Origin of the sequence: Marinobacter flavimaris, assembly GCF_002933295.1 — a bacterium.
Taxonomy (GTDB): domain Bacteria; phylum Pseudomonadota; class Gammaproteobacteria; order Pseudomonadales; family Oleiphilaceae; genus Marinobacter; species Marinobacter flavimaris.
Map to the genome: position 1 here is coordinate 319,026 of NZ_PSSW01000005.1, position 22,147 is coordinate 341,172.

At 58.4% G+C, this 22,147-nt stretch carries 21 protein-coding genes and 1 riboswitch; of the genes, 9 read left to right on the forward strand and 12 right to left on the reverse strand.

The genetic code is table 11. The features are described 5' to 3' along the window. Positions 1–258 precede the first annotated feature (258 nt). The 3 genes from MDHKLMBL_RS11820 to MDHKLMBL_RS11830 are packed head-to-tail and all read left to right on the forward strand — an operon-like array spanning position 259 to position 2,649. Positions 259–1,212 carry an ABC transporter substrate-binding protein gene (locus MDHKLMBL_RS11820; RefSeq protein ID WP_092030426.1) on the forward strand — a complete coding sequence of 318 codons (954 nt, stop codon included), beginning with the start codon at positions 259–261 and terminating at the stop codon, positions 1,210–1,212. Further along, on the forward strand, positions 1,209–1,985 hold the full coding sequence (locus MDHKLMBL_RS11825) for an ABC transporter permease (RefSeq protein WP_092030425.1): 777 nt from the start codon (positions 1,209–1,211) through the stop codon (positions 1,983–1,985). Before MDHKLMBL_RS11820 ends, MDHKLMBL_RS11825 begins: the two co-directional genes overlap by 4 nt. Then, entirely contained in the window at positions 1,978–2,649 is a 672-nt protein-coding gene (locus MDHKLMBL_RS11830) for an ATP-binding cassette domain-containing protein (protein WP_104270854.1), read from the forward strand. Before MDHKLMBL_RS11825 ends, MDHKLMBL_RS11830 begins: the two co-directional genes overlap by 8 nt. A gap of 208 nt (positions 2,650–2,857) precedes the next feature. On the opposite strand, the gene MDHKLMBL_RS11835 is transcribed toward MDHKLMBL_RS11830, so the two are convergent. From MDHKLMBL_RS11835 to MDHKLMBL_RS11850, 4 genes are read right to left on the reverse strand one after another with little or no spacing between them, the layout of a single operon-like run. Further along, the gene (locus MDHKLMBL_RS11835; RefSeq protein WP_092030421.1) at positions 2,858–3,664 is read right to left on the reverse strand and encodes an ABC transporter permease; all 807 of its coding nucleotides are present in this window, start codon (positions 3,662–3,664) and stop codon (positions 2,858–2,860) included. Position 3,665: 1 nt separating this feature from the next. Next, the gene (locus MDHKLMBL_RS11840; RefSeq protein ID WP_092030419.1) at positions 3,666–4,388 is read right to left on the reverse strand and encodes an ABC transporter ATP-binding protein; all 723 of its coding nucleotides are present in this window, start codon (positions 4,386–4,388) and stop codon (positions 3,666–3,668) included. Then, on the reverse strand, positions 4,385–5,359 hold the full coding sequence (locus MDHKLMBL_RS11845) for a YVTN family beta-propeller repeat protein (protein WP_104270855.1): 975 nt from the start codon (positions 5,357–5,359) through the stop codon (positions 4,385–4,387). Before MDHKLMBL_RS11845 ends, MDHKLMBL_RS11840 begins: the two co-directional genes overlap by 4 nt. Positions 5,360–5,401: 42 nt before the next feature. Further along, the gene (locus MDHKLMBL_RS11850; protein ID WP_104270856.1) at positions 5,402–6,574 is read right to left on the reverse strand and encodes an ABC transporter substrate-binding protein; all 1,173 of its coding nucleotides are present in this window, start codon (positions 6,572–6,574) and stop codon (positions 5,402–5,404) included. A gap of 260 nt (positions 6,575–6,834) precedes the next feature. Between MDHKLMBL_RS11850 and pedF the strand changes: the two genes are divergently transcribed. From pedF to MDHKLMBL_RS11865, 3 genes are all read left to right on the forward strand, one after another. Next, positions 6,835–7,263 (forward strand): cytochrome c-550 PedF, encoded by a 429-nt coding sequence (gene pedF / locus MDHKLMBL_RS11855; protein ID WP_053113110.1) that lies wholly within the window; start codon positions 6,835–6,837, stop codon positions 7,261–7,263. An 89-nt stretch (positions 7,264–7,352) separates the two neighbouring features. After that, positions 7,353–8,309, forward strand: coding sequence for a substrate-binding periplasmic protein (locus tag MDHKLMBL_RS11860; RefSeq protein WP_104270857.1), 957 nt, complete (start codon positions 7,353–7,355; stop codon positions 8,307–8,309). 193 nt (positions 8,310–8,502) lie between these two features. Next, the gene (locus tag MDHKLMBL_RS11865; RefSeq protein WP_104270858.1) at positions 8,503–10,278 is read left to right on the forward strand and encodes a PQQ-dependent methanol/ethanol family dehydrogenase; all 1,776 of its coding nucleotides are present in this window, start codon (positions 8,503–8,505) and stop codon (positions 10,276–10,278) included. A gap of 64 nt (positions 10,279–10,342) precedes the next feature. Here MDHKLMBL_RS11865 and MDHKLMBL_RS11870 read toward each other — a convergent pair whose 3' ends face one another. From MDHKLMBL_RS11870 to MDHKLMBL_RS11885, 3 genes are all read right to left on the reverse strand, one after another. Beyond that, positions 10,343–11,128, reverse strand: coding sequence for an ABC transporter ATP-binding protein (locus tag MDHKLMBL_RS11870; RefSeq protein WP_053113107.1), 786 nt, complete (start codon positions 11,126–11,128; stop codon positions 10,343–10,345). Next, positions 11,128–11,943, reverse strand: coding sequence for an ABC transporter permease (locus MDHKLMBL_RS11875; protein ID WP_104270859.1), 816 nt, complete (start codon positions 11,941–11,943; stop codon positions 11,128–11,130). Before MDHKLMBL_RS11875 ends, MDHKLMBL_RS11870 begins: the two co-directional genes overlap by 1 nt. Positions 11,944–12,009: 66 nt before the next feature. Beyond that, positions 12,010–12,118, reverse strand: a riboswitch (guanidine-I (ykkC/yxkD leader). Between the two features lie 184 nt (positions 12,119–12,302). Next, the gene (locus tag MDHKLMBL_RS11885) at positions 12,303–13,334 is read right to left on the reverse strand and encodes an alpha/beta fold hydrolase (RefSeq protein WP_104270860.1); all 1,032 of its coding nucleotides are present in this window, start codon (positions 13,332–13,334) and stop codon (positions 12,303–12,305) included. Between the two features lie 154 nt (positions 13,335–13,488). On the opposite strand from MDHKLMBL_RS11885, the gene glnT reads away from it, so the two are divergent. Further along, a complete protein-coding gene (gene glnT / locus MDHKLMBL_RS11890; protein ID WP_104270861.1) occupies positions 13,489–14,847 on the forward strand; it encodes a type III glutamate--ammonia ligase in 1,359 nt (452 codons plus the stop codon). 15 nt (positions 14,848–14,862) lie between these two features. Here the strand turns inward: glnT and MDHKLMBL_RS11895 are convergent, their stop codons facing one another. Together MDHKLMBL_RS11895 and MDHKLMBL_RS11900 are read right to left on the reverse strand one after the other, a co-directional pair. Next, complete coding sequence (locus tag MDHKLMBL_RS11895) at positions 14,863–15,459, reverse strand: HD domain-containing protein (RefSeq protein ID WP_104270862.1); 597 nt, start codon at positions 15,457–15,459, stop codon at positions 14,863–14,865. An 18-nt stretch (positions 15,460–15,477) separates the two neighbouring features. After that, entirely contained in the window at positions 15,478–16,248 is a 771-nt protein-coding gene (locus tag MDHKLMBL_RS11900; RefSeq protein ID WP_104270863.1) for a class II aldolase/adducin family protein, read from the reverse strand. Between the two features lie 130 nt (positions 16,249–16,378). Here MDHKLMBL_RS11900 and MDHKLMBL_RS11905 point away from each other — a divergent pair, with 130 nt between their 5' ends. Continuing rightward, complete coding sequence (locus MDHKLMBL_RS11905; protein ID WP_104270864.1) at positions 16,379–17,077, forward strand: Crp/Fnr family transcriptional regulator; 699 nt, start codon at positions 16,379–16,381, stop codon at positions 17,075–17,077. Between the two features lie 94 nt (positions 17,078–17,171). Further along, positions 17,172–18,056 (forward strand): bifunctional transcriptional activator/DNA repair enzyme AdaA, encoded by an 885-nt coding sequence (locus tag MDHKLMBL_RS11910; protein WP_104270865.1) that lies wholly within the window; start codon positions 17,172–17,174, stop codon positions 18,054–18,056. Positions 18,057–18,158: 102 nt separating this feature from the next. On the opposite strand, the gene MDHKLMBL_RS11915 is transcribed toward MDHKLMBL_RS11910, so the two are convergent. From MDHKLMBL_RS11915 to MDHKLMBL_RS11925, 3 genes are all read right to left on the reverse strand, one after another. Continuing rightward, on the reverse strand, positions 18,159–19,871 hold the full coding sequence (locus MDHKLMBL_RS11915) for a hypothetical protein (protein ID WP_104270866.1): 1,713 nt from the start codon (positions 19,869–19,871) through the stop codon (positions 18,159–18,161). A 237-nt stretch (positions 19,872–20,108) separates the two neighbouring features. Beyond that, positions 20,109–21,293 carry a helix-turn-helix transcriptional regulator gene (locus MDHKLMBL_RS11920; RefSeq protein WP_104270867.1) on the reverse strand — a complete coding sequence of 395 codons (1,185 nt, stop codon included), beginning with the start codon at positions 21,291–21,293 and terminating at the stop codon, positions 20,109–20,111. Positions 21,294–21,494: 201 nt separating this feature from the next. Beyond that, positions 21,495–22,109: a TetR family transcriptional regulator gene (locus MDHKLMBL_RS11925; RefSeq protein ID WP_104270868.1), complete on the reverse strand. Its 615-nt coding sequence runs from the start codon at positions 22,107–22,109 to the stop codon at positions 21,495–21,497. Between the last annotated feature and the right edge of the window lie 38 nt (positions 22,110–22,147).

The window sequence follows — 22,147 nt, forward strand, 5'->3', positions numbered from 1 at the left end:
GCATCGAGCTCGTTCAGCATAGCGGCCTCCTGTGCAGAGAATCGCCGGAGTCGGAGTCGATCCTCTGTTTATTATTGTGATGGTTTCATTACACGCCATCCTGGTGTCGGGTTGAATGCGACCATCGCACCAAAAAACAGGCACCAAAGTACTATTCTTGCCGGGCTGTGGGCTTCGTATCGTGGAGCAATGAGCCTACAACCAACAATAACTCTAGTCTCCCAACCCTCTCTTGCCGATCGCTGGATCAAAAAGGGAGTGACCGCCCTGGTGTGTCTTATCTTCAGCCTCGCAGGTGGTGCCCAGACCGGGGAGGGAGCCTCTGAGCTGCCCGTACTGTCCGTCAGCGTATTGCAGTTCGGCACGGCCCACTGGGAGCTTGACCATATCCTGCATCGGGAACTGGATCGGGAGAATGGCTATCGGCTGGACCTGAAACCGGTGGCCAACCTGCCGGCCTCCAGGCTCGCGGTCACCAGCGGTTCGGTGAATGGCGCAGTGGCCGACCTGCTGTGGGCGCAGTCCAGGTTTCAGGCAGGAGCGCCCTACCTTTATGTGCCTTTTTCATCCCAGATCGGCGATATCGTTGTCGCCGAGACTTCCCCGATCCGCTCGGTGGCGGATCTGGCGGACAAGCGCATCGGCGTAGCCGGCGGGCCGGACAGCAAGGGCTGGATACTGCTCCAGAAAGTCGCGGAGCGGCAGGGTATCAATCTGGACGAATCCGCAGAGATCCAGTTCGCTGCTCCGCCGCTGCTCAGCCAGGCTCTCAAGCGGGGACAGGTAGACGTGATCGTCACCTACTGGCATTTCGCGGCCCGTCTCCGGGGTGAGGGCGGCTGGCGGTCGGCCTTCAGCATGGCCGATCTGCTCACTGAGCTGGACCTGGATCGCAACCTGCCGGTGCTGGGTTATGTCTTCCCTGCGAAATGGGCGACCGATCATGGATCGTTGATAGATGGTTTCGCGGCCTCCCTTCAAGAGGCCAAAGCCGAGCTGGCGGACAGTGAATCACCCTGGCAACGCTTGCGTCCCCTGATGGGTAATCCTGAAGATGGCGTCTTCACGGCATTGCGCGAGGGCTTCGTCGCCGGCACGCCTGCGCCACAAACAGAACAGCGTATTGCAGACCTGCAGCGATTGATGACCCTCACAGGTGCCGACCCGGACCGCCTGATGCCCGCCAATCTGTTTTACCGGAGCCAGCCGTGAAAGGCCCTACCGGCCGCCCGCCGCTCTGGAGCTACTGGATAGTTCTGCCCTCGTTTGTCGTGCTCTGGGCGCTGACGGCCTGGCTGCTTCAGTCGCCCCTTTTACCAACGCCGGCGAACGTACTGGACACCATGGTTCGGGAGTCGGCGTCCGGCGAGCTCTGGCATCACCTGGGGGCGACCCTGGCCCGCGTGGTGGTCGCCTTTGTTCTGGCCATGGCGATTGGCACCGCCATCGGCATTGTGATGGGCCGGTCACAAACCACCAATGCCCTGTTCGATCCCCTGCTGGTGTTGTTACTCAACCTGCCGGCGCTGGTCACCATCATCCTTATGTACGTGTGGTTCGGCCTGGTGGAAGTGGCTGCCGTGATGGCGGTGGTGATCAACAAAGTGCCCAACGTTGCGGTGACGGTTCGCGAAGGCGCCCGCAGCCTCGACTACCGGCTTGAGGAAATGGCCACCGTTTACGAGTTCACCCGCTGGCAACGGTTGCGTGAAGTGTGGGTGCCGCAGCTGTTTCCCTACCTCATGGCCGCCACCCGGGGTGGTCTTGCCCTGATCTGGAAGATTGTCCTTGTGGTGGAACTGCTGGGCCGCTCCAGTGGCGTCGGCTTCCAGCTGCATATGGCGTTTCAGGTATTCGACGTGGCCGCCATTCTGGCCTACAGCCTGGCCTTTATAGCCGTCGTCCAGCTGATCGAGCTGGCCATCCTGCAGCCCCTCGAGCGTCGATCCAGCCGCTGGCGCCAGCCGGAGGCCGCTCATGCTTGAACTCAGAATCGCCGGCCGTGATTTCGGCCAGCCGGTGCTCGGAGAGGTATTCGCAACCGTTTCGCGAGGCGACCGCATCTGCCTGCTGGGACCCTCGGGAATCGGCAAGACCACGTTACTGAACGCCATTGCCGGTCTCGATAAATCGGTGCCAGAGAGCGCCGTTATCGGCCGGGAGCAGCTCCGGGTGGGCTACCTGTTTCAGGAGCATCGCCTGCTGCCATGGCGGACTTTACACGCCAATCTCAGGCTGGTTGGTGCCAGCGATGACGAGGCCGGGACGTTGCTGGGCCAGGTTGGCCTGGCCGGATACGGCCATTATCTCCCGGACCAACTGTCACTCGGTATGGCCCGAAGAGCCGCCCTGGCCCGTTGCCTGGCGGTGAAACCGGACTTGCTCTTGCTGGACGAGCCGTTTGCCTCGCTGGACCCCATCATGGCCGGCGAACTGAAAGCCTTGATCGCCGGAATCCTGAACTCGCAACCTGATATGGCGATGATCTGCGTTACCCATGATGGCGGTGATGCAGCGATATTGGCGAACCGCCTGTGGTATCTCGACGGCAAGCCTGCGCGACTGCAGTGGGACGATGTATTGGCAGAGCCTGGGCTGGTCGATGGGCTTCTTGGGCGCCTTCGTGATCTGGATTTGACGGGCTCTTAGGTTGATCGAGGGTGTCCGCAGTCTGTCGGATTACGCTTTGCTAATCCGACCTACCTGTGTTGGCGGTTTGCACGGAGTATGGGTGGTCAGCGGGGAGAAGGTTTCCAAAACTGTGCGGAGCCAGGGATGGCGGAGCCCAAGCGTCACAGGGATGTGCCGTAAGGAGCGTGTTTTGGAAACCTTCTCCGCGCTGACCACTGGCACCAAATCAAGCCGGCTTGGAAGCCCCAATTATCCTGGTGCGTTGGGGCCGGAAGCCTGCCGTGGCCAGTAGCGCTAGCACCGCCGTCACACCGGCGGTAATCCCGTAAGCCATCGGATTCCACTCCAGGTACAGCGAGAAGCGGATCGCCTCGACCGCGTGGGTGAACGGATTGAACTGGCAGATCCAGTACAGCCAGGGGCTGGCCTCGTTCATGCGCCAGAGCGGATAGAGCGCCGAGGACATGAAGAACATCGGGAAAATGACAAAGTTCATCACCCCGGCGAAGTTCTCCAGCTGTTTGATCCAGGTGGCGATCAGCAGGCCCAGAGCGCCAAGCATCAGACTGGTCAGAATCAGCGCTGGCAACACCGCGAGGTAACCCCATAGCGGTGGCTCCACATCCACCAGCAGTGCCAGCAGCAGGAACACATACACCTGGCCAATGGACACCACGCCCATGGCCAGCAGTTTGGTGACCAGCAGGAACGGCCGGGGCAGGGGGCTCATCAGAAGCACCCGCATGCTGCCCAGCTCCCGGTCGTACACCATGGACAGGGCACCCTGCATGCTGTTGAAGAGGATGATCATGCCGCACAGCCCCGGGGCGATGTAGGTCTCGTAGGTGATGTAGGTTTCGTAGGGCGGGATGATGGAAATACCCAGCACTGCCCGGAACCCGGCGGCGAACACCACCAGCCAGAGCAGTGGCCGCACCAGGGCGCTGGCGAAGCGGGTGCGCTGCTGCCAGAACCGCAGCCACTCCCGGGTCTGGATGCCCACAAAACAGTGCCAGTAGTGTGCTGCCTTCATATCAGCCGGCTCCGGTCAGGGAATGGAAAGTTTCGGCCAGATCCCGGGTGCCTTCGGCTTCGCAGATGGCCTGGCCATTGCCGTCGGCCAGCAACTGGCCCTGGTGCAGGATCAGCACCCGGTCGTCAGTGCGAACTTCTTCGATCAGGTGGGTGGCCCAGAGTACGGTCAGGCCGTCTTCTTCGCACAGGGTACGCACGTGCTCGTTGAGCGCTTTTCGGCTTGCAACGTCCAAACCCACCGTGGGTTCGTCGAGTAACAGCAGCGAGGGTTCATGCAACAGGGCTCGGGCAATTTCCACGCGCCGGCGGTGACCGCCGTTGAGCTGGCGGACGGCATCGTTGGCCCGGTCCAGCAAGTTGAAGCGTTCCAGTTCCCGGTCACCGCGGGTGCGGGCTTCTTTGCGGGACAGCCCGTGTAACGCCGCGTGGTATTGCAGGTTCTGGCGAACGGTCAGGTCCAGATCCAGGGCATTCTGCTGGAACACCACGCCAATCTTGCGCATGGCCTCCGCCGGCTGCTTTTTCAGTGATTGGCCACCCAACAGAATATCACCCTGCTGCAGGGCCAGCAGCCGGGTGAGCAAACCAAAAAGGGTGGATTTACCCGCCCCGTTTGGCCCGAGCAGGGCGTGAAAACGGCCAGAGGTCAGCACAAAGCTGACCTCCCGGAGCACCGGCTTGTCGCCGTAACGAAAGCTGAGGTTGCTCGCTTCGATGGTCATGACGTCGGATCGATGACCACACCCCAGGGGTAGCGGCCCACCTTGATGGATTTAATGACCTTCATGTCCTCCAGATTGATCACGGACACGTCCCCGGAAACGCCATTGGTGGTGTACAGATGCGTCTCGTCCTTGTCGAGATCCAGCTGCCAGACGCGTGCACCCACCAGCAGGTAATCCAGAACCTCATAGGTTTTTGCGTCGACTACCGCCACATGATTTGAGGGGCCCAGCGCCACAAACGCGTACTTGCCGTCAGACGTCAGCTCAATACCTACCGGTTGGACCCGATCCTGATTCACACCGGGCACCTTGAAGGACATCTCGTGGATCTGCTCCAGGTTTTCGACATCGATGATGTGCACGGTGCCGCCAATTTCCGCGGAGGCCCAGGCAGTCTTGCTGTCCTTGCTGAACTCCACGTGGCGCGGACGCTGGCCCACTACGATGTTCTTCTCGATCTCGAAGGTCTCGGTGTTGATCCAGTGCAGCATGCTGGTGGTTTCGGAGGTGTTCACGGCCCACTTGCCATTCGGGCTCACCGCCATGCCCTCCGGCTCGATACCTACGTCAATCTGGGCGAGCACCTCTTTGCTGTCGACATCCACCACGGTCACGATGGCGTCGTCCTCGTTGGCGATGTACAGGTGCTTGTTATTCGGATGCAGCGCGAATTGTTCCGGATCTTCACCGGAAGGCAGGGTGTCGACAATCTTGCGGGTAGCCAGATCCAGCACCTGAACCGTGTCATCGTCGCTGGCGCAGATGTAGAGCTTGGTATAGTCCTTGGAGAGCAGAATGCCCCGGGGCCGCTGGCCGACGTCGATGGTTTCAATCACTTTCTGCGTTTCGGTATCGATTACCGACAGGGTGTTGTCCTTCTCGTTGGACACATAGGCCACGCTGGCCAGGGTCGGTGTCGACAGACCAATCATCGTGGCCAGGGCAGCGCGCTTGATCAGGGTTTTCATGGTATCGCTCCTTTTTGTTGTAACCGGTAAGGCGGTATCGGTTTAGCCGTTGATCCGGCACTCGCTTTCTGGCCGGTCGAAACCGAGGGTGTCCATCTGGCTGTTGGGGTGGAGAAAGCCTTCGAAGGGTGCGCGCGCCACCAGTCCCCGGGGATGAACCAGCGGAATCGGTTGTCTCAGCTGGCCATTCCAGTCGCGGAAAGTGAGCTTACGGCCCTTGAACGCAGCCAGTTGGAACTTGTCACTGAACAGGTAATTCCGGATCTCGGCGGGACTGGCGGAGTTCAGGTCGGTGATGGCGGTACCGATGGAGCGAACGGCTGTCCAGGCGGCGTAGTCCTCGCTGTTCATGTCCCTGCCTGCCAGCTCGCGAAAACGATTCTGGAGCTGGGCAGCCCCCCAGCTCTCCACTACCCGGTGCCAGGTAACGGGTGACATGCCCTGTGTACCCACCACCGGTCGCGGCAGCCAGGTATTGAAGGGCACGTACTCGCCAAAATCCCCGCGTACATCAGCAACCACCACAGCGTCGTAATCGCTGGCCTGGGTGAATAGCGGCAGCTCCTTCGAGGCGGTTCGGCGCAGGTCGGCGTCAAAGGTCCAGGGCTTGTCTTCGACGATCTCCAGCCCGAAGCGCTTCGCTGAACGGTGGAAGGCATCGGCCCAGCCTTTGTCGGCTTCGGTTGGCCCGGTAATCAGGAACACCTCATCCCAGCGTCGCTGGTTCAGCCACTGGCCGAGGGCATCGGTGAGCATCGAATAGCTGGGCATTGTGTGCAGCAGGTTCACGTGGCACTGGCCGGTGCGCAGGGCGTCGTCTTTGGCGCCGGCATTGAAGATCAGGGTGTTGTCGCCTGCTTTTTCCGTGAGGGTTTTCAGGGTCGAGGCCGGCGCGTTCACCACGAACAGGTCGAGACCGCTTTCGCGCATGGTCTCAAAGGCCGCGATAGCCGCTTCTTCGGTATCGGCAACGTCACTCTGGAGTGAGTAGGTCTGGCCCAGAAATTTACCGGTGGTGCTGTTGTCGTTCATGGCCAGTTCGGCACCCCGAAGGCCGGCATCGTCCGGCTCCGGGATCACGTTGGAAAGTACCGGTCCCTGGTCCGGAATCCACTGTAGATAGCCAATCCGCACGTCCAGGGATTCCGCCTGCAGCGGGCATGCTGCTGCCATGGTGATTAATAAAGTGGCCGCTGTCCGGGACAGAAAAGACATGGGGTTCTCCGGTTTGTTGTTGTGCTTCCAGCTTATGGAAGGGGGAGAAGCCCGGAAATATTCAGAAAGTAGGAATCAGGCAATACCAAAGGATGAGATTTCCGCTCGGGGACCAAAAATCTACTACCAAGGAACTAAACCAAAAACCTTAAAGTGGCATTCGGATTGGGCATCGGGATTCCTAGACTGGTGATCAGCAAGTTGGCAAATGACAAATCCAATAGCCAACCACGGGGAATCCAATAACAGAGGTAAGACCAATGGCAATGTCCTTTTCACTCAAAGCAATCGTGGCTTCGGCCATGTTTGGCCTGGCCGGCTTCGCTATCGCGCATGGCAATGTCACACCACAGGAAGTGGATACGGGCAATCTGCCGGAGCTGGGCGATGAGGTGCGCATCGAGAACCCCTTCCGCGAGGGCAATGAATTCGGCGAGTTCAACGCCCAGGCCGCGAAAATCGGCGAGAGTGCCTACGCTGGCAACTGCGCCGCGTGCCATGGCATTCGGGCGATGTCCGGCGGTCTCACGCCGGATCTTCGCGAACTGACCGAGTGGGATGACGAGTACTACATCGGACGCGTTATGAACGGTACCGATCGCGGAATGCCGTCCTGGAAAAAGAGCATGGACCAGAACGCCATGTGGGCAATCCGCACCTATGTGGAATCCCTGCCCAAGCCGGAGTGATGAACTCGGCCCCTGTCAAAACGAGCGCCTGAATTCGGGTCGGCCATCTGCCGGCCCTTCGTCGTTGGGAGAAAAGGTGGGAGAAAACAATGAAAAGTCTACTTCGAATACTTGCCCTGTTGCTGTTCGCCCAGGTGGTCATGGCCCAGGAGGTTAACGACGGAAACGAACTGCTCAACCGGCCTGCGGAGCGCACCTACGACATCATTCTGGATTCCGGCTATCTGAAAGTCGGCGTCTACGAGGATTTTCCACCGTATTCCTACCAGGTTGATGGTGAACCACGAGGCATCGACATCGAACTCGGGCGACGGATTGCCGAGGAAATGGGCGTTGAGTTCAAGGTGCACTGGATCATCCCCGACGAGAATCTCGGAGACGACTTGCGTAATAACGTCTGGAAAGGGCACTACCTGGCCAAACAGCGGCTTGCTGATGTGATGCTTCGGGTGCCCTACGACAAGACCTACGCCTACATGCAGGATTCCACCGGCGAATACATCAACGAACAGGTCGTTCTGTTCGGCCCCTATCAGCAGGAAACCTGGCAGATTGCCTACAACCCCGAAAAGCTTGATGCCGTCGAAACCGTGGCGGTTTTTCAATACAACCGTATTGGCGTCGAGATAGATACCTTGCCTGATTTTTATCTGACCTCCGCGTTCGGCGGTCGCATGCGGGAACAGGTTCGCCATTACACCAACGTGGCGGACGCGTTCGAGGCCATGCGCAAGGGTGAGGTAAGTGCCGTGATGGGTATGCGCTCGGAGATCGATCACGAACTGGCCAAATCCGAGAACGCCATGTTCGAAGCCGCTGGAAACGGGTTTTCGGGTATCGGCAAGCAGGTATGGGATGTGGGTATGGCGATCAAACACACCCATCGCCAGCTGGGCTATGCCCTTGAAGCCATCATCGACAGGTTGGTGAAGACCGGCGAGATGAACGAGCTGATGGCCAGCCAGAAACTCCGATACAGCGTGCCGGGTTATTACCGGGAATTTCTGGATGAGCAGTCTATCGCCAGGGCTGAAGGGGATCTCTGAGGGTTTGCCCCGAACGCCGGGGCCGGAAGATCCGGTGTAGTCGTACTACCAAGTGATGAGAAAACCTGTTCCGGCGAGCAATTGTTGGTTTTTTCCACAAAGCGAAGAATCGTGTCAGAGGCGGGAAAAGTTCCCGGTTCGGCCTGAAACGAACTCAAGAGAACTGAAAACAAGAGACTTGGAGAGCGCAACCATGAGAACCAACAAGTTCGGGATTCGCATTGCGGCCAGCGCCCTGGCCATGGCAGTTTCCTACGGGGCCCATGCGGTAACCGACGAAGACATCATCAACGATCACAAGACCCCTGAAGACATTGTCAGCTACGGCATGGGTACTCAGGGACAGCGCTACAGCATCCTGGAAGATCTGAACACCAACAACGTCCAGTATCTGCAGCCGGCCTGGGCGTTCTCCTTCGGCAGCGAGAAGATGCGTGGGCAGGAGTCACAGCCGCTGATCAAGGACGGCGTCATGTACGTGACAGCCTCCTACTCCCGGATCTATGCCGTTGATGCCAGAACCGGCGAAGAAATCTGGCAGTACGATGCCCGTCTGCCCGATGGCATCATGCCCTGCTGTGACGTGGTTAACCGCGGTGCCGCCATCTACGGCGACAAGGTGATCTTCGGTACCCTGGACGCCAAACTGGTTGCCCTGAACAAGGACACCGGCAAGCCGATGTGGATCAAGAAGGTGGCCGATTACCAGGCCGGTTATGCAATCACCGCCGCGCCCATGGTCATCAAGGGCAAGGTCATTACCGGCGTTTCCGGTGGTGAATTCGGTATTGTCGGCAAGGTGGAAGCCTACGATGCCAATACCGGTGATCTGGTATGGACCCGTCCGACGGTAGAAGGCCATATGGGCTATGTCTACAAGGATGGCAAAAAGATCGAAAACGGCATTTCCGGTGGCAAGGCAGGCGTGACCTGGCCCGGCGAGATGTGGAAGAACGGCGGCGCGGCTACCTGGCTGGGCGGCACCTACGATCCGGACACCGATTCCCTGTTCTTTGGTACCGGTAACCCGGCGCCCTGGAACTCGCACCTGCGCCCCGGCGACAACCTGTTCTCCTCAAGCCGACTGGCGATTGATCCGGACGACGGCAGCATCAAGTGGCACTTCCAGACCACCCCGAACGATGGCTGGGACTATGATGGTGTTAACGAACTGATCTCCTTCAACTACGAAGAGAACGGTAAAACCGTGAAAGCAGCGGCCACCGCCGACCGTAACGGGTTCTTCTACGTACTGAACCGCGAGAACGGTGACTTTATTCGTGGCTTCCCGTTCGTGGACAAGATCACCTGGGCAGAGGGCCTGGATCCGAAGACCGGCCGTCCGATTTACACCGAGGGCGGACGCCCGGGCAATCCTGCCGATATGGAAGGTGGCAAGGGTGAAATGGTTCTGGCTCAGCCAGCCTTCCTCGGCGGCAAGAACTGGATGCCCATGGCCTTCAGCCAGCAGACCGGTCTGTTCTACGTGCCCTCGAACGAGTGGTCCATGGATATCTGGAACGAGCCTGTTTCCTACAAGAAGGGCGCTGCGTTCCTGGGTGCAGGGTTCACCATCAAGCCGGCCAACGATGACTACATCGGCGTACTTCGGGCCATGGATCCGAAAACCGGTGAGGAAGTCTGGCGTTACGAGAACACCGCACCGCTGTGGGGTGGCGTGATGACAACGGCCGGTGGTCTGGTGTTCACCGGTACGCCCGAGGGCCATCTGAAGGCGTTTGATGCCAAGACCGGCGAAGAGCTCTACCGCTTCAACACCGGTTCCGGTGTCGTGGGCACGCCCATCACCTGGACCATGGATGGCGAGCAGTACGTCTCTGTGGCGTCCGGCTGGGGTGGCGCGGTTCCGCTCTGGGGTGGCGAAGTGGCCAAGGTAGTGAAGGACTTCAACCAGGGCGGTATGGTCTGGACCTTCAAGCTGCCGAAGGATCGGGTTGCCAGCAACTGATCCAAGCGAAAGTGAAAAAAAAGGTCGCCCTGGGGCGACCTTTTTTATTGAGCTGTCCGTTAGATCAGGCGGCCTGATTACGGGCTGTCTCGCTGACCGACTGGTGAATGTCTTCGAACAGTTTTCGATCTGTCTGCCCGATCGGCAAGTCGTAGGTGATGGTGGCACCAAATGCCTGTGGGTCATGGGGATCGTTGCGCACCTTGTCGAACACCAGCAGTCGGGTGCCCAGGTAAAAACCTTCCTTCAGATCGTGGGTCACCATGAAGATGGTGGTGCCGGTTTCCTGCCAGAGTTTCAGCAGCAGGTCGTGCATGTCACCGCGAATCCCCGGGTCCAATGCGCCAAAGGGCTCGTCCAGCAACAGAACCCGCGGGCGCATGATCAGCGACTGGGCGATAGCTAGGCGCTGCTGCATGCCGCCCGACAGTTCGTGGGGCCATTTGTTGGCGGATGGGCTCAGGCCCACCGACTCCAGCATGTCGTCCACTTTTTCGAGAGCTACCTTGCGGGCGCCGCCGAACAGCTTGCCCAGCCAGGGTTTCTGTTCGAGTTCCAGGCCCATCAGCACGTTCTGGCGCACTGTCAGGTGCGGGAACACAGAGTAGCGCTGGAATACGATACCCCGGTTTCTGTCCGGCTCGCCGGGGAAGGCCTCGCCCTCCAGTAGCAGTTCGCCGCGGGTTTGGGTTTCCTGGCCCAGAAGCATTTTCAGGAAGGTGGACTTGCCGCAACCGGAGGCGCCCACGAGGGTGCAGAACTCGCCCTGTTTCACGCTCAGGTTCAGGTTCTCCAGGATCACCTGATCGCCGTATTCCTTCCAGAGATTGTTAACGGTAATAAAGCTCATCAGTGGCCTCCTGCGTTGTACCAGGGGAACAGCCTGCGGTTTGCCAGACGCAGGCACTGGTCGATAACAATGGCGAGAATGGTGATCCAGATGACATAGGGCAGGATCACGTCCATGGCCAGGTAGCGCCGCACCAGGAAGATCCGGTAGCCGAGGCCTTCGGTGGAGGCAATCGCCTCGGCAGCAATCAGGAACAGCCAGGCGGGGCCAAGGCTAAGGCGCACGGCGTCGATCAGGCGGGGCAGCACCTGGGGCAGGGCCATGCGGGTGATCACCTGCCAGGAATTGGCACCCAGGGTCTGGATCTTGATCAGTTGCTCGCCGGGAAGTTCGCGGACCCGCTGGGCCACATCCCGCATCATGATGGGCGCGGTTCCGATTACGATCAGCATGACTTTGGAAAGCTCGCCCAGCCCGAACACAATGAAGAGAATCGGTAGTATGGCCAGCGGCGGCACCATGGAAAGGGCAGAAACCAGAGGAGCAAGGTTGGCCCTGACCAGTGGCAGCACTCCATTGAGAATACCGACCATCAGCGCCAGCGAGGCGGCGATACCGACGCCCATTCCAAGGCGCGCCAGACTGGCGGTCGTGTCCTGCCACATCAGGTAGTCGCCGCTGCGACGGTCCTCCTGAAAAGCCATGCGATCCACGGCCGCGGTCATCTGCTCCAGGCCGGGAAGGAGTTTGTCGTTGGGGTTGTCTGCCAGGCGCTCCTGGGAGGCCAGGCTGTAGATGAGCATGATCAACAGAAAGGGCAGCAGGCCCAAGAGGGTAGCGGAAACACGCCCGGGGTGATGGTTGATCATTCGCATGAATCGTCTCCTCTGGTTACACAACACGGCAAGGTCATCGCGGGTAACAGCGTCCCTTGCGATTCAGTCTCCCGGGCTTTTGTCCCGCCGTGTAACCTCCCCAGAGGTCGGTAACTCTCGGACCAGCCATCCGGGAATCTTGACTGCCCGGACCGGAACCCTAGTCACCCATTTTGTCCGTCGCTCTGTCTGCGGTGTTGTGAACAGTGCTTTGAACGGATCGGGTTTTTGAAAACCGTCAGTCGGAAACAGTGCAGATGGCATGCCAGATCCGAAGAGCGGGCGAAAACGGGTCATCCCGGCAAAAGCATCGGCAAAAATATGCACCGGGTTGGTGCGGCATAGGTTCGGATGCTCGATCATGACGCCTTTCCCGAGAGCAAGGCCCGGGCGGCCGCAAGGATGCGATTGTGGCTTGCAGCCTCCCGGCCCGCACCACCGGCAACGTGGCCCCAGTCCGATTCCAGCGATTCCACGGTTGCGCCGGGCATCCGGCGGCCATCCTCACTGGCGTCCTCCTCGGTAAAGTAGAGATCGGTGGTGCAGGGCATCATCCGGGTAGGCATGGCAATGGCAGAGAGCGCCGCTTCGTAATCCATGCCAAATACGGGGTTGTCGCTGATATCACCGTTCTGCCAGGTGTTCAGTACGGTGAGCAGATCATTGGCGTCCTGGCCCAGATGATCCTGCTCCCAGAATCGAAGCAGCTCTTCAATGGAGCCAAAACCCTGTTCGCGCCAGAGCTCGTGACGGAAAAACGCCTGGGAATAAGCCCAGCCCGCATAAACCCGGCCGAAGGCCCGGAGTCCGCGTTCGGGTGGACTCCGGTAACGGCCATTCTCGAAGGCGTGGTCACAGGTCAGTGCCGCCTTTACGCCCTCAAGAAATACCCGGTTGTGGGGATAGCACCGTGCGGTGCAGCAGGTAGCCAGCACCGCGCGCACCTGCGTCGGAAACAAACAGCCCCACTGCAGTGCCTGCATCCCGCCCATGGACCAGCCCATTACCAGCGCGATCCGGGCGTCTCCGAAGATGTCCTCCACCAACCGCTTTTGTAGCATCACGTTGTCATTCAGGGACACGGCAGGAAAGCCCGGGCCGCGCTGCGCTCCGGCGGTGTTCGAGGGTGAGGATGATTCGCCTGCGCCTAACAAAGCGGGAATAACGATGCAGTAACGGTCTGGATCGAGGGGGCTGTTGCCTTCAACCCACGGGTGATTACCCGCGGCTGCACCACCGTAGTACGTGGGCAGCATAATCAGGTTGTCTTTTGGTGCGTTCAGCTCGCCGATGCGGTGGTACCGCAATCTCGCGGAGTGCAACGTTTCGCCGGAAGTCAGAGGCAGGTCACCTGCTTCGTAATCTTCTACAAGCCATTGCTTCGACGCCATTTTCCCCTCTCTTTCAGGCTGACTGTTTGCCTGAAGTCTCTCGCCTTCGCTCTTATATATACACGCTGGCATGTAAGTTGAATGGCAAAAACAAAGAAAGAAACGTGCCAGAACCCAAACTGATTGCCCGCATGACGGGCCGGAGAAAAACAGGATGACGGAATTGACCAACACCCAGGCCCTGAAAGAGAAGCTCACAGAGGAAGGTGTGAAATACGCCATTGCCAGCTACGTGGACATCCACGGTGTGACCAAAGGCAAGTTCGTGCCCGTGGCTCACTTGGGGCAAATGATGGAAGGCTCGGAGCTTTACACAGGCGCCGCCCTGGATGGCGTGCCCCAGGATATCTCCGACGACGAGGTCGCCTCCATGCCGGATGCCGATGGGCTGGCCATCTGCCCCTGGAATCGCCAGCTGGCCTGGTTCCCGGGCAATCTGTTCCTGAACGGCGCGCCTTTCGAAGCCTGTTCCCGGAATATTCTACGTCGTCAGCTGAGTGCGGCGGCCGATATGGGGTATCGCTTCAATCTCGGTATTGAAACCGAGTTCTTCCTGTTCCGGGATACCGAGGATGGCGGCTTTGCCCCGCTGAGTGATCGCGACAACCTGGGCAAGCCCTGTTATGACCCCCGCACGCTCATGGATAACCTGCCCATCATGGATGAGCTGGTAGACGCCATGAACGAGCTGGGCTGGGATGTGTACTCGTTTGATCACGAAGACGCCAACGGCCAGTTCGAAACCGACTTCAAATATGCCGACGCACTGACCATGTCCGACCGCCTGGTGTTCTTCCGGATGATGGCCAACGAGATTGCCCGCAAACATGGCGCTTTCGCGAGCTTCATGCCCAAGCCCTTTGCCGACCGCACCGGCAGTGGCGCCCACTACAACATGTCGCTGGCGGATCTGAAAACCGGCGAAAACCTGTTCGAGCCCAAGGGCGACGATCTGCACAACTGCGGCATCAGCAAGATCGCCTATCACTTCACTGCCGGTGTGCTGAAACACGGCGCGGCCATCAGTGCCGTGATTGCACCGACAGTGAACAGCTACAAACGGCTCGTTCGCCAGGGCAGCATGTCCGGTTCCACCTGGGCACCGGTATTCATGTGTTATGGCTCCAACAACCGCACGAATATGATCCGGATCCCCGGCATGGGCGGGCGTATCGAATGCCGTGCCGCAGACATTGCCTGCAATCCCTATCTTGGCAGCGCGCTGATTCTCGCTGCAGGGTTGGAAGGCATCCGTGAAGGTCTGGACGCGGGCGTACCCCACCACGAGAACATGTACAACTACAGCGATGCTGAAATCGCCGAGCAGGGCATTGAGTATCTGCCCCGGAACCTGGGCGAGGCGGTGGAGGCCTTTGAGGCCGATCCGCTGGCGAAAGAAGTCTTCGGTGAAGCCATGTTCAAAAGCTTTATCGACTTCAAGAAAGGCGAGTGGGAGAGCTATCAGAACCACGTCTCTTCCTGGGAAGTGGATCGTTACCTGAAGATGTTCTGATAGCCCGTCCGGGGCTTATTCCGTGGCGGTTTCGGCGTCCTTGTAAAGCGACTTTACCGGCTGGGCAAAGACCCTGCGCACCATGGGTTCGAAGAACTCGAGGGGCAGGGTCTCGCCCTCGGGATTAAAGGCCGGGGAGTCGTATTTGCTGACAAATTCGATGGTGCGCTCGAAGTGGGGGTGATCCCTATACTCGTTACGCATGTCCCGGTCCATGCCCAGGTAATGGAAGAAGTAGTAGCCCTGGAAGATGGCGTGATGCTTTACCATCCAGTGATTGGCTTCACTGACAAAGGGCTCCAGCAATACGGCTGCCACATCGGCGTGGTTGTAGGTGCCCAGGGTGTCGCCGATGTCGTGTAGCAGCGCACAGACCACGTATTCGTCATCCTTGCCATCCCGGTAGGCCAGGGTAGCCGTCTGCAGGCAATGGGACAGCCGGTCGATCGGAAAACCGCCAAAATCGCCCTCCAGCAGTTTCAGGTGCTCCAGGATCCTGTCCGGAAGCCCTTTGGCAAACTGTCCGAATGACTTTGCGATGGTCTGCCAGTCCTCCGCCGTGCCGTCTTTCATATGGGTGAACTGCGCCTGGGGCGCATTGACGTCACTCATGCTGTATTTCCTCCGAAATTAATCTCTGAAACCGGAATCAATGCGATCCAGCTTGCGCAGCAGTCCCGGCCAGGCGAGGTTGCCGCCCATACCCTTGGTGACCTGCTTGGCCTGTTCTCGGATCGAACTGAGAATGCTGTCCGGAATCTGCACCAGCGGCTGGCCCCCGGACATGGCCTGGATCTGGACTTCGCAGGCACGCTGGAGGATGTACATGCCCAGGAAGGCTTCGGCTACGCTGGGCCCGGTGGTCAGCAGGCCGTGGTTGCGCAGGATCATGAAACGGGTGTGGCCCAGATCCGCCTGCAGGCGCGCTTTTTCGTCTTCCCTCAGAGCCACGCCTTCGTAGTCGTGGTAGGCAAGACCCGAGAGCGGGAACAGGCTCTGCTGGGACAACGGCAGCAATCCTTCCTTCTGCGCTGAGACAGCCACGCCGGCAGTGGTGTGGGTGTGCATTACGCAGGCGGCATCCTCACGAATCGCATGGATGGCACTGTGAATGGTGAACCCGGCCGGGTTGATGTCGAAATCGTCAGGATTGACCTTGTTTCCTTCCTGGTCGATGCGTACCAGGCTGGAGGCCGTGATTTCCTCGAACATCATGCCGTAGGGATTGATCAGGAAATGGTGCTCGTCACCGGGGATCCGCAGGGAAATATGCGTGAAGATCAGATCGTCCCAGCCGTAGAGGGCAATCAGGCGGTATGCGGCGGCAAGATCAACGCGCAGTTGCCATTCTTCAGCACTCACCTGTTCTTTCTTGGACGGAATCGATAAGGGTTCAGACATTCGGGTGACCTCTGGGGTGTCCGGTTGTTGTTGGAATGGATCAACTCCGAGTCTAGGCCTATTTATGGTCAACAAACTGTCAAATGGTTTACATTTGATGGGGTTGTCTTGCCAGTTTTGGAGATTGTTGATGGCGGTGCCAGACGTGGAAGCGGTGATGCGTTCCTGCCCTTTATTGGCGGGCTTCCCGGATACGGCGTTTCGGGAAGTGGCGGCCATGGCCCGAACGCGACGGTTTGGCGCCGACGATCCCATTTATGACCGGGGATCGATGCAGTCAACACTCTGCGTGATTGCCAGCGGAACCGTGCGGATCACCTCGGTGAATGCAGCGGGCCGCGAGGCGACCCTGATCATCTTTGATGCCGGCTCCTGGTTCGGGGATACCGTCTTCTCGCCGGGTATGCCCAGAGTTTATGGAGCGACCGCCCACGAGGAAGCTGTCATCGTTGAGTTGCCTGGCGAAGGGTTCCGGCAACTCATGGCAAGCTACCCTGAGAGCTATCCGATTGCTCTGGACCTTGTCAGCCGGCGACTCTGGTCAGCCATGTCGATTATTGAGGATGACGCCCTGCGAGGCGTGACCGCGCGGATTGGGCGGCGCTTGCTGTTCCTGGCGGAAATCCAGGGCGTGCGCACGTCCTCGGTGGAACCGGTCGCCCTGAAACTCACTCGCGAGCAGCTGGCCAACATGATGGGCATGACCCGGCAAGGGGTGCATAGTCGTATCAAGGCCCTCGAAAACCGGGGCTTGCTCGCCTTGGGCTACGGACAGATCACCCTTTGCAGTCCCCGGGCCTTGCAGGCGTATATCCAATCGCTTGATTAATGGCGCGTGATCACCGCAAGAAACGGATGGCAGCGCCGGCTGCAAACGCGCATCCTTTCAACGAATGGTCGGATGCAGATAAAGGAGTCATCACATGGCCCGCAATGAACGCTCGGCGGTGGACCGCGAACCGGAACTGTCTTCCAGTGCGCCCGATAGAATGGTTGAGCTGGCGCGGTTTATTGAAAGCCGGCCGGATGAGCGTCTGACACTCGAAGACATGGCGGCATTCATAGGGCTCTCGGCATCCCACGTGCAAAGGGCGTTCAAGAAAACCTTCGGAGTTTCGCCAAAGGCCTATCAGGATGCATTGCGCCTGAAGACATTCAAACAGGCCCTCAAGCATGGTCAAACGGTGACCGACGCCATATACGATGCCGGCTTTGGGTCGGTCAGTCGCGTTTACGGAAAGGCGGACCGACAGGTCGGCATGTCGCCGTCCCGTTACGGCAAGGGTGGGGAGGGTGAAACCATCACCCATGCCTGCCGGCAAACCTCACTCGGCCTGTTGATGATGGCCGCCACCGATCAGGGCGTGTGTTTTGCCGAATTCGGGGATGACGAAGCGGCGCTTCAGGATCGATTGCAGAGAGAGTTTCCGAAGGCACGACTGGTTCCCTCTGAGGCAAAGGCATCGCCGGAGCTGGATGCCTGGATTGCCGCTCTGGACGAACACCTCAGCCAGAACACGCCTCGCCCGGATGTACCTCTGGATATCCGCGGCACCGCTTTCCAGACACGCGTCTGGAAACTCCTCCTGAGCGTCCGCGAAGGTGAGGTGGTGAGTTACACAGAGTTGGCAAAGCGACTGGGTGAGCCCAGAGCCGTTCGAGCTGTGGCCTCCGCTTGCGGGCGAAACCGCATCGCCGTGCTGATTCCCTGCCATCGGGTGCTGCGCAGTGACGGCTCCCTGGGCGGTTACCGTTGGGGGCTGGATCGTAAACGGCAACTGCTTGAGAGGGAACGTTCTGGTTCTTAATCGTGAGCGTAACCCCAAACAAAGCGAACCCCGGCTAACCGGGGTTCGTCAGTAATTCGAGAGCCCGCGTTACGGGCCCTGATTGAGCAGAAGCTACCTGCTTTACTGCGGCGCCTCAGTAACTTCAGTGATGAACATGAGATCCATGTCACCCTGATAAACCAGCGTGGTGTAGGGGCTGCTACCTTTAATCGGCAGGTAGGTCCATTCCGCACCGCCCTCCACGTAAGTGAGGGAGCCTGAAGTCAGGACGGACCAACCGTTGGTGTCGATTTGGTTTTGGTCGCCAGAGACATCAAAGTCCATGTAACCACTGCCATCCTGGTTCAGCACCAGGTCAATGGTCGCGCTGTCCGGAGCATCCATGTTAAAGATGCCATCCTCGGCTGGCGTTCGGCCATCGATATCGGCAAAGCTGAGGGTCTGGGTAACCCCACCGATAAAGTCGTTGCCGCTGGCCTCGACGTAGACCTGCTTGGTATCGCCCTCGAAGTCCTTCAGCGTGACCGCATAGCGACCCAGGCGACGGAGGGTGAATGGCTCGCCTCCTTCAGCAACCGGAAGGTTGTCGGATAATGTGAGCTGTCCGGTCGGGTGGAGCTCCGCCGGACCATTGACGAAGCCATTTCCGCCGTCGTCTTTCGCTGGGTCGTCAAACAGTCCTCCAGGCCCGTCCAGTTCGGCCGATACTGAGGTTACCGCAAACGTGGAACCGTTGAAGCTGTAGGTGCCCCACTCGGAGGAAACCGCCTCAACGATGTCGCCGTCGTAAACTTCGCCATTGTCGTTGTGAACAATGACGTAGGTGCTGTCATCGAGAATGGTCAGCACGTTGTGACGATCGATTTGTTTCTGCTCGTTAAAACCTTCGCCGAGGTACCAGCTGCCGATCAGGCTGTCCTGGGTATTGCGCACGGCTTCAAACCGGACTTCTTCGCTTTCTTCGACAGACGTCAATACGAGTGCGCCGTCGCTCAGCTGCACTGTCCAGGTTGCGGGGGAGTTGCTGTCGATCAGACCACCGCTGAGGTCTGACTCATCAACCAGAGTCAGGTCCAACTGACCGGAAGCACTGTCCCAGGTGTAGGTGCCGTACTCTGCACTGGCGGCCCGCTGGTCACCGTCATCAGCTTTGGAGTGGGCAATAAGGTATTCACTGTCATTCAGGAACGTCAGCACGTTGACGTTGCCATTCGTTTCTTCAAAGACCCAGCTGCCAACAAGATCGCCGGATTGGGAACTCTGGAAGTGATTAACCGCATCTTCCGTCGCGATCAGCGTCTTGCCGGTCGCGTTAATGGCAGTGTTGGCCTGGGTTTCGAAGTCTGTCTCGCTGACAGAGGGATCGAGATCAATGTCTTGCAAAGCGGTATGTACATCTTCCGTAATGGTGATGCCGTTGCTGGCATCGCCATCGGAATCCAGGGTCTGCAGCAGACGCAGAATGTTCACGACAGTCTGGTCGGAACTCCAGTCGGTAGCACCGCTGCCCATGTCGGCCGGGGTGATGCGGCCGGTGGCTTCGACGGCCGGCAGGTCGATGCCGCCGATGCTGAAGACCACGGTATCGCCGGCTTCGTAATTGTACTCGCCCAGTGCGTTGGTTTGGCCGGATGTACCGCTTGGAGAGGTGGTGTAATTGACGCCAGCAACTGCGGCATCCACGAACACGCCGGTTTCGGCTGTGGTGCTGGTGTCACCCGTGTCGTTGTTATCAACAGCATCAGAAGAACCACCGCTGCTACCACCGCAGCCGGTCAGAATGAATGCAGAGGAAATGGCTGTCGCTAGAGTCAACTTCTTGAATTTGCTCATAATCCTGCCTTTTTTAAGAATCGATTGATTTGGCAGTTCGAAACTAGCATCGGGTTTGCATCAAGACATGCCCCATTTTGGGGATAAGGATGCACGGAATGGCCGGTTCCATGGTGTTTGTCGAGTCGGAGCTTTGGTAAGTGCTTTGAACCAATAGCGTTTTTGTCATCTGTAATTGTTTGTTGATCAAGTGTAAAAGCATCAAAACACTTGCAGATTTCGACGGAGGCTCTCGTGTCAGGCCAATGCCCGGACCAGCATGGACACCAGTTCGGTCTGTTTGCGATAGCCGTTTTTCGCCAGCAGGCTCTTGATATGTTGGCGGGCGGTGTGGATGGAAATCTGCTTTCTCTCGGCGACATCGCTGGCGCTCAGGCCCTGGGCCAGAAGAGCGGCGACAGCGGCTTCTGTCGGTGTGCAGTGGAAAAGTGCCTGCAGTCGTTCCTGGTCCGGTTCCAGTGAGGGGTCAAAACTGAACAGCTCTGCCAATACGCCGTTATTCTCGGCACTATCGGCGATCAGTGGCGTCAGACAGACGGCGATAGGTTCTTGGCCGCGACTGGTAAAGACGGTTTGTGACGAAAGAATGCCCTTGTGAGAGAGGACAGTGCAGGTGGTGATGGCATCCTGAAGCTTGCGGGTCATCTGGCGGTCGGTGCTCTGCAGTCTCCCGGAATCGTTAATGGACATGCTCCCGCTGTTTTCCATAAGCGCATGGGCCGCGTCGTTTGCCTGCGCAACATTGCCCAGTGCATTGAAGACAATGAGCGGTTTTTTCACGTGGTTGAGTGCTGTCGCAAGGTTTTCATTGTCGCTGCGCGTCTCATACAGCTTCAGGTGCAGAGCAACAGCATTCTCGATATGAGGAGCCAACAGATTCATCTGCAGAAGTTCGTTATCGGTGTAGGGGCCGAACTCCTTGTGTCGGTTGGCCATGAACACCACGCTGTTCCCGTTTTCCTGTGTGACAAGCATCCCAGCACTATCGCCCATGCCGACCTGCTCGGCCCAGGCACGGCTTTCCGGGCCCAGAATATCGAGAATGGTGCGACTGGTATCACCGCGAAGAAATGAGTCGAACTGGCGTGGGGGAAGTTGGCGATAACGGGTCAGGGCTTCATCCCGTTCAGGCAGATCACTGTTGATATACCACTCTTCAAACCCTTCCGGATAGCCAAATGTCCAGCCATAAACCATACGCTGTGGATTGCTCGACAGGCCGAGAATTCCACCTTGCAGGGCTTTGAAATGGTGTTTGAAAGCATCAAAGAAAGGCTGGAAGCCGGTGTTGTCATGTAGGCAACGGTAAAGGGTGCTGACAAGCGTGTTATAGGCCTGAAGATCCTCACCTCCAAGCGAGGGGAAAGGGAAAGCGAGTTCTGTGTTGGAATCCGGAGAACCGGGAATACTGACGTTTGTCACAGCGACAAATTCCTTTTGAATAAATCACCAACGCCCTGCTAATGGGCGATATGGTGGGCGACATAAGTCTTGGCCAGTCCAGGAAGAAGTAAGGTTGCTCAGCGTTAGCTTAGCGGAGCAATGGAGCCAAAAATGTAAAATAAAGCAAAAGCTTTTGAGGTGCCAGGTACTGAAAAGCATTGGCTTGTTCGGAAGGGTAAATCAGTTCATCTGGCCAAGCAGTCGCCAGAACTGTCTCTGGAAAAACGCCGTCTCCTGTTTCAGTGAAAACAGCTTCGGCGCAAACAGCCAGGTCTGGGTAATCCCCATCAGATAGGTGTAACTCAGCAGCCCCAGATCCTCAGGATCTTCCTGCGTACTGATCAGACCCCGCTCAGCGGCCTGGCCCACCAGATCCCGGAACATCGTAATAATCGACCTGGTCAACGCCCGTTCCCGCTTCAGCGTCCGGCTCATGGCATCGGTCAGTTCGGTCTTGTTCAGCAGAATCTCGAACGACTGGCGATATTTACGATCATTGGCCAGCAGGCCCAGCCAGCGCTCGATGAAATGGTCCATGGCCTCAATGGGCGTTTCCCGCATGCCGGCACATTCCGCAACCAGCGCTTCCAGTGGTTCCTGGGAGTAAGCCAGCACGGCCTCGTACAAATCGTCCTTGTTCTCGAAATGCCAGTAGATTGGTCCACGACTACAACCGGCTTCTTTGGCGATACGACTCAAGGTTGTCAGTGAGTAACCGTCCCGGCTGAAGAGCTTCAGAGCAGCTTCCAGGACCGTTTGGCGTGTCTTTTCGGCATCTTCCTTGGTACGGCGCATAGGTCTTTTTCTCGACGCTTCACTCAGGGTATGGGGGT